This is a genomic window from Streptomyces sp. WI03-4A (assembly GCF_033792105.1).
Taxonomy (GTDB): domain Bacteria; phylum Actinomycetota; class Actinomycetes; order Streptomycetales; family Streptomycetaceae; genus Streptomyces; species Streptomyces collinus_A.
Genome location: NZ_JARAUO010000047.1, coordinates 16,834 through 28,670 on the forward strand (window position 1 = coordinate 16,834; position 11,837 = coordinate 28,670).

General features: G+C 72.7%; 14 protein-coding genes and 1 pseudogene. 8 read left to right on the forward strand and 7 right to left on the reverse strand.

Annotated elements, in window-relative coordinates:
* Window positions 1-23: 23 nt before the first annotated feature.
* The 3 genes from PV343_RS33980 to PV343_RS33990 form a co-directional block, all read right to left on the reverse strand.
* Window positions 24-356 carry a DUF952 domain-containing protein gene (locus tag PV343_RS33980; RefSeq protein WP_319150881.1) on the reverse strand — a complete coding sequence of 111 codons (333 nt, stop codon included), beginning with the start codon at window positions 354-356 and terminating at the stop codon, window positions 24-26.
* Window positions 357-442: 86 nt separating this feature from the next.
* Entirely contained in the window at window positions 443-658 is a 216-nt protein-coding gene (locus tag PV343_RS33985) for a hypothetical protein (RefSeq protein ID WP_319150882.1), read from the reverse strand.
* A 26-nt stretch (window positions 659-684) separates the two neighbouring features.
* Window positions 685-807 (reverse strand): hypothetical protein, encoded by a 123-nt coding sequence (locus PV343_RS33990; protein ID WP_319150883.1) that lies wholly within the window; start codon window positions 805-807, stop codon window positions 685-687.
* A 6-nt stretch (window positions 808-813) separates the two neighbouring features.
* On the opposite strand from PV343_RS33990, the pseudogene PV343_RS33995 reads away from it, so the two are divergent.
* A pseudogene (locus tag PV343_RS33995) lies at window positions 814-957 on the forward strand (TetR/AcrR family transcriptional regulator); the annotation flags it as partial.
* 430 nt (window positions 958-1,387) lie between these two features.
* Here PV343_RS33995 and PV343_RS34000 read toward each other — a convergent pair.
* A complete protein-coding gene (locus PV343_RS34000) occupies window positions 1,388-2,518 on the reverse strand; it encodes a family 2 encapsulin nanocompartment cargo protein polyprenyl transferase (RefSeq protein ID WP_319150884.1) in 1,131 nt (376 codons plus the stop codon).
* 112 nt (window positions 2,519-2,630) lie between these two features.
* A complete protein-coding gene (locus PV343_RS34005; RefSeq protein WP_319150885.1) occupies window positions 2,631-4,037 on the reverse strand; it encodes a family 2B encapsulin nanocompartment shell protein in 1,407 nt (468 codons plus the stop codon).
* Window positions 4,038-4,327: 290 nt separating this feature from the next.
* On the opposite strand from PV343_RS34005, the gene PV343_RS34010 reads away from it, so the two are divergent.
* Both PV343_RS34010 and PV343_RS34015 read left to right on the forward strand, forming a co-directional pair.
* Window positions 4,328-4,921: an N-acetylmuramoyl-L-alanine amidase gene (locus PV343_RS34010; RefSeq protein ID WP_319150886.1), complete on the forward strand. Its 594-nt coding sequence runs from the start codon at window positions 4,328-4,330 to the stop codon at window positions 4,919-4,921.
* 25 nt (window positions 4,922-4,946) lie between these two features.
* Window positions 4,947-5,846: a 1-aminocyclopropane-1-carboxylate deaminase/D-cysteine desulfhydrase gene (locus PV343_RS34015; protein WP_319150887.1), complete on the forward strand. Its 900-nt coding sequence runs from the start codon at window positions 4,947-4,949 to the stop codon at window positions 5,844-5,846.
* 39 nt (window positions 5,847-5,885) lie between these two features.
* On the opposite strand, the gene PV343_RS34020 is transcribed toward PV343_RS34015, so the two are convergent.
* Entirely contained in the window at window positions 5,886-7,478 is a 1,593-nt protein-coding gene (locus PV343_RS34020) for a Na+/H+ antiporter (protein WP_319150888.1), read from the reverse strand.
* Window positions 7,479-7,539: 61 nt separating this feature from the next.
* On the opposite strand from PV343_RS34020, the gene PV343_RS34025 reads away from it, so the two are divergent.
* The 3 genes from PV343_RS34025 to PV343_RS34035 all read left to right on the forward strand — a co-directional run bounded on the left by PV343_RS34025 (window position 7,540) and on the right by PV343_RS34035 (window position 9,577).
* The gene (locus tag PV343_RS34025; protein ID WP_319150889.1) at window positions 7,540-7,800 is read left to right on the forward strand and encodes a UBP-type zinc finger domain-containing protein; all 261 of its coding nucleotides are present in this window, start codon (window positions 7,540-7,542) and stop codon (window positions 7,798-7,800) included.
* Between the two features lie 272 nt (window positions 7,801-8,072).
* Window positions 8,073-8,486: an anti-sigma factor gene (locus PV343_RS34030; RefSeq protein WP_006136266.1), complete on the forward strand. Its 414-nt coding sequence runs from the start codon at window positions 8,073-8,075 to the stop codon at window positions 8,484-8,486.
* A gap of 17 nt (window positions 8,487-8,503) precedes the next feature.
* Window positions 8,504-9,577 (forward strand): RNA polymerase sigma factor SigF, encoded by a 1,074-nt coding sequence (locus tag PV343_RS34035; protein WP_319150890.1) that lies wholly within the window; start codon window positions 8,504-8,506, stop codon window positions 9,575-9,577.
* Between the two features lie 21 nt (window positions 9,578-9,598).
* Here the strand turns inward: PV343_RS34035 and PV343_RS34040 are convergent, their stop codons facing one another.
* Window positions 9,599-10,078, reverse strand: a complete 480-nt coding sequence (locus PV343_RS34040) for a hypothetical protein (RefSeq protein WP_415923533.1) — start codon at window positions 10,076-10,078, stop codon at window positions 9,599-9,601.
* 148 nt (window positions 10,079-10,226) lie between these two features.
* Here PV343_RS34040 and PV343_RS34045 point away from each other — a divergent pair, with 148 nt between their 5' ends.
* Entirely contained in the window at window positions 10,227-11,195 is a 969-nt protein-coding gene (locus PV343_RS34045) for a diacylglycerol/lipid kinase family protein (RefSeq protein WP_319150891.1), read from the forward strand.
* A gap of 320 nt (window positions 11,196-11,515) precedes the next feature.
* Window positions 11,516-11,773, forward strand: coding sequence for a WhiB family transcriptional regulator (locus tag PV343_RS34050; protein ID WP_016639615.1), 258 nt, complete (start codon window positions 11,516-11,518; stop codon window positions 11,771-11,773).
* Window positions 11,774-11,837: the final 64 nt, after the last annotated feature.

Genomic DNA, 11,837 nt, shown 5'->3' on the forward strand with positions numbered 1-11,837 from the left:
CCGGGCCGGCCCGGTCGGCCCGGTCAGCCCCAGGGCTCCACGTCCACGACGGCGTCGACCGGCACCGGGCCGTACACGTGCGGGAACTCCTCACCGTGCGGCGGCATGGCGTCGTACCGCACCGGTACGCCGAGCAGGGCGGGGTCCACGACCAGCACGACGAGTTCGTCGGGCCCCTCGTAGTCGCCGTACAGGAAGGCGGCGATGCGCGGGAGTTGCTCGCGGGTGGAGAAGTGGATGAACCCCTCCTCCTGGAGGGTGCGGCCGCGGGTGGACACCTCGTAGGCGCCGGCCTCGCGCGCCGCCTCCCACAGGGAGCGTTCGGTGATGTGGACGATGTGCGGCAGTTTCGGCATGCGGCCACGCTAGAGCCTCGGCAGGGCCGCGCGGCACACCGCGGTCCCGGCCGGCCGGGACCGTCCGCTCAGTAGCCGGCCGCGGCTCACTCGACGGGGCGTGCCGCGCCGGCGCCGGGCGCCGGGGCGCCGGGCTCGCTCCGCACGGCCCGCTCGGCCGGCCCGCCGCGGGCCGCGCAGTCGGGGTTGCGGCACGGGCCGGGTCGCCACACGGGAACCCAGGCGCCCAGCGTCTTGTGCCGCCCGACGACCGTGTCGACGGACTGTCCGCAGACGGGACAGACGTGTGCCTCCCTGTCCATGCCCTCAGGGTAGGGCGGCCGGGGGCTCAGCGCTTCCCGGAGTACGTCCGCACGAGCGCGCCGTTGCCGAACTGCCGCACCGAGTCCGGGCCGGACTCCTGGATGTCGAGGCCGGTGGCGAACATCGGCATCCCCGTGCCGTGGACCATCGGGTAGGTCTCGAGACCGTCACCGTGCTCTACCTGGCCATGCTCGGGCTCATCGTGGAACACCTGACCCTGCCCGGTGTCCTGGACGACGCCCTGCCGGGCGTGCGGGTCCCGGAGGGCCTGGTCGAGGCGATCGTCCCGGGCGGGTAGCGGCCCTCGGGCCCGGGCGGACGAGCCTGCGGACGTACGGCGGCCCCGCGCACCTGGGGATGCGCGGGGGCCGCCGGGCCGGAGCCACCGGCGGGGGCGCGGGGTCAGGAGCCGCACACCCCGGTGGCTCCGGGGTCTTCGCCCGCCGGCCGCCGGCGCGGGCCGCGGCCGCCGCGTCACAGGTCGCGGCGGCCCCGGTCACCGCGCCGTCGGCCGACGGCGGTCCAGGGTCTTCCGTCCGGATCAGGCCGCACGTGGCCCGAGCAGGCCGGACGAGGCCGGTGTAGGCCCGAGGAGGCCCGGTCAGGCCGGACCAGGCCCGAGGAGACCCGAGCAGGCCCGGTCAGGCCGGACCGAGCCGGACCAAGCCGGACAAGGGCGGACCCGGGCGCCAGGGCCCGCGAGCCAGGCACGGTCCGGGCGGCAGGCCCTAACTGCTGCGCCGGGTCACGAACTCGGCCAGGGCCAGCAGACCGCCCGCCGCCTCCGGTGCCGGCACGGCGCGGGCCAGCTCCTGCATCGCCCGGGCCATCCGGTCGGCCGCCTCCGCCTGCGCCCAGTCCCGGCCGCCGGCCCGCTCGACGGCCAGGGCCGTCCGCGCGATCTCCCCGCCACCCCCGTCCTCCCCCTCGGCGTAAGGAGTGCCGTAGAGCGCGGCGAGTTCGGCCGCGGCCGGGGTACCGCTGGCCAGGGCCGCCACCACCGGGAGCGACTTCTTGCGGACCGCGAGATCGGCGCCGGCCGGCTTGCCGGTGCGCCGCGGATCGCCCCATATGCCGATGACGTCGTCGATCAGCTGGAACGCGAGCCCGGCCTGGCGGCCGAACCCGTCGAGCGCCGCCACGTCCTCCTCGCCGGCGCCCGCGTACAGGGCGCCGAGGGCACAGGCGCAGCCCAGCAGCGCGCCGGTCTTCGCCTCGGCCATGGCGAGCACCTCGTCCAGCGTGACCTCGTCCGGGGCGCGGCGCTCCATGGCCGTGTCCGTGTGCTGGCCCTCGCACAGCTCGACGACGCAGTCGGCGAGCCGCACCGCGGCCGGCCCGGCGGCCGGGTGCGGGTCCTCGGCGAGCAGGCGCAGGGCCAGCGCCTGCAGGGCGTCACCGGCGAGGATCGCGTCCGCCTCGCCGAACACGGCCCAGGCGGTGGGCCGGTGTCTGCGGGAGGTGTCCCGGTCCATCACGTCGTCGTGCAACAGCGAGAAGTTGTGGACCAGTTCGACCGCGGCGGCCGCCCGGACCGCCGCCGCCCTCGCCCGGGACCCGCCGAGCGCGGCGGCCGCGGCCAGCACGAGCGCCGGTCTGATGGCCTTGCCCGCGTTGCCCGCCGCCGGTGTGCCGTCGGCCTGCTCCCAGCCGAAGTGGTAGAGCGCGATCCGCCGCATGGCGCCGGGCAGTGAGTCGAGGGCCGCCCGCAGCGCCGGGTCGACCAGGGCCCGGGTCCGCGCCAGCAGCGCCGCCGCCTCCTGTCCGTCGAGCGGGCCGGGTCCGGCGTCGCCCGCGGCCCCCCGCCGCTCGCGCGGCGCGGGCGCACGCTCCCTGGTCCCCGTCATGAAGTCGGTCATGGGCCCCCCTCGCACAGTCCGCGGCCGGCGCCGCCTCCGCTCCGGCCGGCCGCACGCACCGAGGGCGTACCCGCCCCGGAGGGCGGGGACACGGCCGCGACGTACGGAAACGTCACCTCCACCGGCCGATCTCGACGTTCTCCAGCACACCGAGGGCGTCGGGCACCAGAACGGCCGCCGAGTAGTACGCCGTGACCAGGTAGTTGATGACGGCCTGCTCGTTGATACCCATGAACCGGACGGACACGCTCGGCTCGATCTCGTCCGGGATGCCGGACTGCCGGAGCCCGATGACACCCTGCTCGGCCTCGCCGGTACGCATGGCGATGATCGAGGTCGTGCGTTCCGGTGAGACGGGGATCTTGTTGCACGGGTAGATCGGCACACCGCGCCAGGTCGGGATGCGGTTGCCGCCGATCTCGACGGTCTCCGGGACGAGTCCGCGCTTGTTCAGCTCGCGCCCGAACGCCGCGATCGCACGCGGGTGGGCGAGGAACAGCTTGGTGCCGCGGCGGCGGCTGAGCAGCTCGTCCATGTCGTCCGGGCTGGGCACACCGTCGTGCGGCTGGAGACGCTGGTCGTACTCGCAGTTGTGCAGCAGTCCGAAGTCCCGGTTGTTGACCAGCTCGTGCTCCTGACGCTCCTTGAGCGCCTCGACCGTGAGCCGCAACTGCTGCTCGGTCTGGTTCATCGGCTGGTTGTAGAGGTCGGCGACGCGCGAGTGGATGCGCAGCACCGTCTGGGCGATGCTCAGTTCGTACTCGCGGGGGCGGCCCTCGTAGTCGACGAAGGTGTGCGGGATGTCCGGCTCACCGCTGTGGCCGGCCGCCAGCTCGACCTCCTTCTCTCCGTACCTGTTGGTCCGCTGCTCGGGGATCGAGCGCAGCTCGTGGACGTGGTCGCGCAGCGAGTCGGAGCGCTCGGCGACCTGCTCGAAGTCCTGGCGGCTGAGAGTCAGCACCGTGCAGGCGGTGTCCGCGCGGGCCGTGTACTCCCAGATCGCGTCCGGGTCCAGCAGCGCCGCCTCGCCGAAGTAGGCGCCGTCGGCGAGGACACCGAGGACCGCGTCGTCGCCGTACGGGCCGGTGCCGATCTTCTCGACCCTGCCGTGCGCCAGCAGATGGACCTCGTCGGTCCGGCTGCCGAAGGAGGCGATCAGCTCGCCGGGCGCGAACTCCCGCTGCCGGCAGCGCCGGGCCAGCTCGGTGAGCACCTCGTCGTCCTCGTACGACCGCAGGGCCGGCAGCTCGCCGAGTTCCGCCGGGATGACCTCCACCTGGTCCCCGGTCTTGACGAAGGTGATACGGCCGTCGCCGACGGCGAACGTCAGACGCCGGTTCACCCGGTACGTGCCGCCCTGCACGTCGACCCAGGGCAGGGTCCGCAGCAGCCAGCGGGAGGTGATCTCCTGCATCTGTGGGGCGGACTTGGTCGTGGTGGCCAGGTTCCGCGCAGCCGCCGTGCCGAGAGACTGCTGGGGCTTGCCCTGCTCCGTGCGGACCTCTTCGCCTACCGACATAAGAAAATGCCCTCTCCTGTATGCCCGGCGCCGCATCGCACACCGGTCTCGCGGTCGAGCCTTCCAGTACGAAGAGCGACCACGCCATTACCCGAAAGAGCGGGAATGGATCATCGCACTAGTGGGCAGAAAGAGGGACCTTGTCCAGCACCGCCCACGATGCGCGATCTGTCCGGATCGGCTCGCACAGTGTGCGAACGATGTAGGCCAGGACGTCCGTTTTCGGTAGAAGCTCCGGTACGACGGGGCCGCGACCGGCGGCCACCGGGCACAGCACGAAGGAGCCGGCCATGGCCCCTCCCCTGTCCGCGAGCGGATTTCTGGACGCGCTTCGCGCGGAAGGCGTCACCGTCGTCGAGGTCGGCGACTGGCGGCACCACAACCGCAACCACAAGGGGCCCTGGGGTCCCGTCCACGGCGTGATGATCCACCACACCGTGACCCGCGGCAGCGCGCGCACCGTGGAGATCTGCCGGGAAGGTTTCCCGGCACTGCCGGGCCCGCTGTGTCACGGCGTGATCACCAAGGACGGCACGGTCCACCTGGTCGGCTACGGGCGCACCAACCACGCCGGCCTCGGCGACGACGACGTGCTGCGCGCCGTGATCGCCGAGAAGCGGCTGCCCCCGGACAACGAGGCCAACACCGACGGCAACCGCCACTTCTACGGCTTCGAGTGCGAGAACCTGGGCGACGGCGAGGACCCCTGGCCCGAGGAGCAGCTGGACGCGATCGAGCGGGTCGCCGCGGCCGTGTGCCGTGCCCACGGCTGGACGGAACGGTCGGTCATCGGCCACCGGGAGTGGCAGCCGGGCAAGGTCGACCCGCGCGGCTTCACGATGGCCTGGCTGCGCGAGCGGGTCGGGGAGCGGCTGAAGGGTTAGTCGGGGCCCGGGCGACAATGGTGGCGTGACCAGCCCCGGCCAGCTCGCCCCGCGTCTGCCGTCGCCCCTGGAGGAGATACGGGACGACCGGTTCGACCGGCGCGGCCTGCGTCTCCTGCTCAAGCGGGACGACCTCGTCCACCCCGAGCTGATCGGCAACAAGTGGCGCAAGCTGGCGCCGAACCTGGCGGCGGCGGGGGGCCGGCCGCTGGTCACCTTCGGCGGCGCCTGGTCCAACCACCTGCGGGCGACCGCGGCGGCGGGCCGGCTGCTCGGGCTGCCGACCACCGGCGTGGTGCGCGGCCACGAGCTGGCCGACCGCCCGCTCAACCCGTCGCTGTCCCGGTGCGCGGCCGACGGCATGCGGCTGCACTTCGTCGAACGGTCGGCGTACCGGCGCAAGGACGAGCCGGAGACCCTGGCCGCGCTCCTGCGGGCGGCCGGCGCCGAGGACGCGTACGTCCTCCCGGAGGGCGGCAGCAACACCGCGGCGGTGCGCGGCTGCCGCGAGCTCGGCGTGGAGCTGCGCGGCCGCGCCGACGTCGTCGCGGTGGCCTGCGGCACCGGTGGCACGCTCGCCGGGCTCGCCGCCGGGCTGGCCCCGGGGCAGCGCGCGCTCGGCGTCCCGGTGCTCAGGGGCGGCTTCCTGGCGGGCGAGGTGACGGCCCTCCAGGAGCGCGCCTTCGGCGCCCGCACCGGCGCCTGGTCCCTGGACGACCGCTTCCACTTCGGCGGCTACGCCCGCACCGGCCCCGAACTCGACGCCTTCGCCGAGGACTTCGAGCAGCGGCACCGGCTGCCGGTGGAACGTATCTATGTCGCCAAGTTGCTCTGGGGACTTGTCGCCCTGGCCGAGGAGGGCGCCTTCGCGCGCGGGACGGCCGTCGCCGCGGTCGTCACGGGCCGGCCCTTCCCCGCGGCCTGACGGACGCCTGGACGCCCCGGCGGGCCCGCCGGCCCTCCGCTACCCGGCCTCGCGGTAGGCGGCCGCCTCCTCCAGGTCGAGCCGGCGCAGCAGCGCGCGCAGCATCTCGTCGTCGATGTAGCGGTGGTCGCGGAGCCTGACGAAGACCTCGCGCTCGGAGCTGATCATCTCGCGGGACAGCCGGCGGTAGGTGTCGTCCACGGACTCCCCGGTGACGGGGTTCAGCTGGCCGAGCCGTTCCCAGACGGCGTTGCGCCGGCGCTCCAGGACCGTGCGCAGGCGGTCGGCGAGCGGCGGGGGCAGCGCGTTGCGCTCGTCGGAGAGCAGTTCGTCCAGGCGGTTCTCGGCGGCCCGGGACGCCTGTGCCTGGGCGTTGGCCTCGGCCAGCGTCTCGGCCTGCCGGTCGCGGCCGGGGAACCTCAGCAGGCGGATCAGCGGGGGCAGGGTCAGCCCCTGCAGGACCAGGGTGCCGATGACGGTGGTGAAGGTCAGGAAGAGGATCAGGTTGCGCTGCGGGAAGGCACCGCCGCCGTTCACGGTCGCCGGGATGGAGAAGGCGATGGCCAGCGAGACCACGCCGCGCATCCCGGCCCACGAGGTGACCATCGCGCCACGCCAGGTGGGGTCCTCCTCGCGCTCCCTCACGCGCGCCGACAGGCGGGGCAGGAAGGTCGCGGGGTACACCCACGCGAACCGGGCGAGGACGACGACGAGGAAGAGGACGACCGCGTACCAGGTCGCCTCGGCACCCTCGTAGTGCCCGAGGCCCTTGAGGACGACCGGGAGCTGGAGGCCGATCAGGGCGAAGACGGCCGACTCCAGGATGAAGGCGACCATCTTCCACACCGCCTCCTCCTGGAGCCGGGTGGCGAAGTCGACCTCCCACGCGCGATGACCGAGGTACAGGGCGACGACCACGACCGCGAGGACCCCGGAGGCGTGCAGCTGCTCGGCGACCCCGTAGGCGACGAACGGGATCAGCAGCGAGAGGGTGTTCTGGATGAGCGGTTCCCTCAGGTGGGTGCGCAGCCAGTGCAGGGGCGCCATGAGGACGAGCCCGACGCCGACGCCGCCGACGGCGGCGAACAGGAACTCGCGGATGCCGCCGGCCCAGGTGGCGCCCGCGCCGACGGCGGCGGCGACGGCGACCTTGTAGGCGGTGATCGCGGTGGCGTCGTTCAGCAGGGACTCGCCCTGGAGGATCGTCGTGATCCGCGACGGCAGACCGACCCGGCGGGCGACCGCCGTGGCGGCCACCGCGTCCGGCGGGGCCACCACCGCGCCCAGCACCAGGGCGGCGGTCAGCGGCATTCCCGGGATGATCACATAGGCGGCCCATCCGACCACGACGGTCGCGAAGAGCACGTAGCCGACCGACAGCAGGGCCACCGGTCTGAGCTGGGCCCGCAGGTCGAGGTAGGAGCTGTCGGTGGCCGAGGTGTAAAGCAGCGGGGGCAGCAGCAGCGGGAGTACCACTTCCGGGTCGAGTTCGTAGTCCGGCACCCCGGGCACGTAGGAGACCAGGAGGCCGACCGCGACCAGCAGCAGCGGCGCCGGCACCGGTCCGCGCCGGGCCGCGGCGGCGACCGCCGCACTGCCCGCCACCAGCAACAGCAGCGGCATCACGTCCATGGTTCTCGCCCACCCTCGTTTTTCGCGCGGTCCCCCGCACGCCCGTCGTACTGTGGCAATCATGAAACAGTGCACGCACACCGACGCGCTGCCGCTCCACGAGCCCGAGCCGCTCGCCGCGACCTGTCCCGAGTGCCTGCGGGACGGCACGCATCCGGTGCAGCTGCGCCTGTGCCTCACCTGCGGCCACGTCGGCTGCTGCGACTCCTCGCCCGGGAGGCACGCCACGGAGCACCACGCGACGACCGGTCATCCCGTGATGCGGACCTTCGAGCCCGGCGAGGACTGGCGGTGGTGCTTCGTCGACCACGTTCTCGTGTGACACTTCACAGGGACGGCACGCGGCCGTGACCGCCGACGGTTCGGGCGTCTGACGCCGGGGTACGTCAACCCGGCGCGCGCTCTTCCCTTTTGGGGCCGCTGACCCTCTAGACACGGAGCGTATCCACAGCTTTACTGTGAGTGACGCCAGGGGGTTGGGGTCCCGGGGACAGATACGTTCGGAGCGCGATAGCGTCACCGCGGAACCACGTGTGCGTTACCCCGGGGGGCGACCCTCGGCCCCGTAAAGCTTGTACCACCATGGAGGTGAGGGTGTCCCAGATCGCAGGCGAGCCCGCGACCCAGGACTTCGTGGAAGTCCGGCTGCCGGCTGCGGGTGCCTACCTGTCGGTGCTGCGGACGGCCACGGCCGGCCTGGCGGCCCGTTTGGACTTCACCCTGGACGAGATCGAGGACCTGCGCATCGCCGTCGACGAGGCCTGCGCGATCCTGCTGCAACAAGCCGTGCCCGGCTCGGTGCTGAGCTGTGTCTTCCGGCTCGTCGACGACTCGCTGGAGGTCACGGTGTCGGCGCCGACCACCGACGGCCACGCGCCCTCGCGGGACACCTTCGCGTGGACCGTGCTCTCGGCCCTGGCGGGCAAGGTCTCGTCCGCCGTGGACGAGGACAGGACCGTGTCGATCAGCCTCTACAAACAGCGCGGCGCGGGCCCCGGGCCGGCGTGAGGAACGGGGACGGGCCGGTGCGGGACGAAGAGCGCGGCACAAGGGAGCTGCCGACGGGGGACCGAGAGTCCACGGCTGCATCCCGACGCATGGCGGACGGCATCGACGGCATCCCCGAGCAGGCCAGGCCACACCCGGAGGAGGACTCCGCGGAGGCCGCCGGCGACGGTGCCGCGCAGAGCACGCCTGCTGAGGGACGTGGGACGGCCGGCTCCGCCGCCCGCGCGCAGGCGGGGGCTCGGGGAAGGGCTACGGGCGGGACGATGAGCGAGCACGAGCGACACGCGGAGGACGGCGCGCCGGGCGCAGAGGCCGCGCCGACCCCTCACCACGACCCCCAGGACCGCAGCGGGGCGCGTGTGATGTTCGTCGAGCTGCGCAAGCTGAACGCGGGCAGCACGGAGTACGCGGAGCTGCGCAACCAGCTGGTCCGTATGCACCTGCCGCTCGTCGAGCACCTGGCGCGCCGCTTCCGCAACCGCGGCGAGCCGCTGGACGACCTCACCCAGGTCGCCACCATCGGGCTGATCAAGTCGGTCGACCGCTTCGACCCCGAGCGCGGTGTGGAGTTCTCCACGTACGCCACACCGACGGTCGTCGGCGAGATCAAGCGGCACTTCCGCGACAAGGGCTGGGCGGTCCGCGTGCCGCGCCGGCTCCAGGAGCTGCGCCTGGCGCTGACCACGGCGACGGCGGAGCTGTCCCAGCTGCACGGCCGCTCCCCCACGGTGCACGAGCTGGCCGAGAAGCTCGCCATCTCCGAGGAGGAGGTCCTGGAGGGCCTGGAGTCCGCGAACGCGTACTCGACGCTGTCCCTGGACGTCCCCGACACCGACGACGAGTCCCCGGCGGTCGCCGACACCCTCGGCGCCGAGGACGAGGCGCTGGAGGGCGTGGAGTACCGCGAGTCCCTCAAGCCGCTGCTGGAGGACCTGCCGCCGCGGGAGAAGCGCATCCTGTTGCTGCGCTTCTTCGGGAACATGACCCAGTCGCAGATCGCGCAGGAGGTCGGCATCTCGCAGATGCACGTGTCCCGGCTGCTCGCCCGGACCCTCGCCCAGCTGCGGGAGAAGCTCCTGGTGGAGGAGTAGCGGTACCGAAGTGGGCGGCGTCTACTCCGCCCGGCCCGGCCCCTTGATCCCGAGGGCCCGGGTCGTCGCCGGGTTCACCAGCAGCACCAGGGACGCGACGGCCACGACGGCGAGGGCGATGCCGCCCGGAATCGCCATGCTGTCGGCCTTGAGCAGGTTGTAGGCCACCGGGAGCGCCATGATCTGCGTGATGACGGCGGGGCCCCGGCTCCAGCCGCGCCTGAGCAGCAGGCCGCGCGCGGCCAGCAGCGGCAGCAGCGCGAGCACCATCAGCGTGACCCCGCCGGTCACGGCCTGCTGCCGGTCGTCCGGGTCGCCGGTGAGCCCGAGGACGAGGATCCAGACGCCGCCGACGAGGAGGGCCATCCCCTCCAACGCGGAGAGCGCCGCCGCGTACGTCAGCCGGCGCGGGCGCGCTCCGGCGGTGCCGTCGGTGCCGCCGCCGGCCTCGGTCGCGTCGGTGGCGCCGTCGTTCTGGGTGGGGTTCTGCTCGCTGCTCACCCCAGAAGGGTAGCCGTGCCCCGCGCCGCGGGCCGGGGCGGAGCGGCCCCGGCCCGGTGTCCGGAGTGTCCGGACTCACGCCCCCGTCTCTTACCCGATCCCTACCTCGGTCTGGGCCGGGTACCCCCCAGTAGGTACGCTGCCATCCATGCGTGCACTCCTCGTGGTCAATCCGGCGGCAACCACCACAAGCGCACGCAGGCGTGACGTGCTGATCCACGCGCTGGCGAGCGAGATGAAGCTGGAGGCGGTCACCACCGAGTACCGCGGCCACGCCCGCGACCTCGGCCGGCAGGCCGCGGAGAGCGACGACATCGACCTCGTCGTGGCCCTCGGCGGCGACGGCACCGTCAACGAGGTGGTCAACGGCCTGCTGCACGCCGGCCCCGACCCGGACCGGCTGCCCGGCCTCGCCGTGGTCCCGGGCGGTTCCACCAACGTCTTCGCCCGCGCCCTGGGCCTGCCCAACGATCCCGTCGAGGCCACCGGCGCCCTGCTGGACGCCCTGCGCCTGGGCAGCGAGCGGGTCGTCGGCCTCGGGCTGACCTCGGGCACGCCCGGCACCGAGGACGAGGCGGTGCCGGACCGCTGGTTCACCTTCAACGCGGGTCTCGGCTTCGACGCGGGCGTGGTGGGCCGGGTCGAGCAGCAGCGCGAGCGGGGCAAGAAGTCCACGCACGCGCTCTACGTACGTCAGGTGGTCCGGCAGTTCCTCGGCGAGCAGCACCGCCGGCACGGCCCCATCACCCTGGAGCGGGACGGCGCGGAAGCGATCACCGACCTGGTCGTCGCCATAGTCTCGAACACGTCCCCGTGGACGTATCTCGGCAATCGCCCGATGTACACGTCACCTAAGGCGTCGTTCGATACCGGGATCGACGTGCTCGGTCTCAGCCGCCTGTCGACGGCCGCGGTTGCCCGGTATGGCACCCAGTTGCTCACTTCGTCCCCCGAGCGCGGACCCCACGGCAAGCACGCCCTCTCCCTGCACGATCTGGACCGGTTCACCTTGCATTCGAAGGTCCCCCTCCCCCTTCAGATGGACGGCGACCACCTGGGACTGCGTACGAGCGTGACGTTCACAGGCGTACGCCGCGCACTGCGTGTGATTGTGTGAGCGGAAGAGGCGAAAGTCCTTTCACTCGAACGTTTAGGCCAGGATCCACCCCATGGAAGTACGGCTGTGACCCAGTCGACACCGAGGAATCAAAAAAAACTTTCCTGAAGGGGTTGTATCCGCCGCTGAGGTTTGCGAGTCTCTACGTGGCGATCGGGACGGCCCGCAAGACCGGCCTCCACTGATCACCGGAACCCCTCTTCAAACCAAGGACCACGCCGGGGAAGACTCGGCGGTCGGCCCTTCACTTGTTGAGGGATTCGTGAAAGCGTTCACATTCACAAGCAACTTGCATGTAATACCAAGGAGAGGTAGCAGCCATGGACTGGCGTCACAACGCCGTTTGCCGCGAGGAAGACCCCGAGCTCTTCTTCCCCATCGGCAACACCGGTCCTGCGCTGCTGCAGATCGAGGAAGCCAAGGCCGTCTGCCGTCGCTGCCCCGTCATGGAGCAGTGCCTGCAGTGGGCGCTCGAGTCCGGCCAGGACTCCGGCGTCTGGGGTGGTCTCAGCGAGGACGAGCGCCGCGCCATGAAGCGCCGCGCCGCTCGCAACCGGGCCCGTCAGGCCTCCGCCTGACACTCCCACCCCTGCTGACAGCCTGAGCTTGGCGGCGCGTGCAGCGAGCACGCATCTCCCGCCC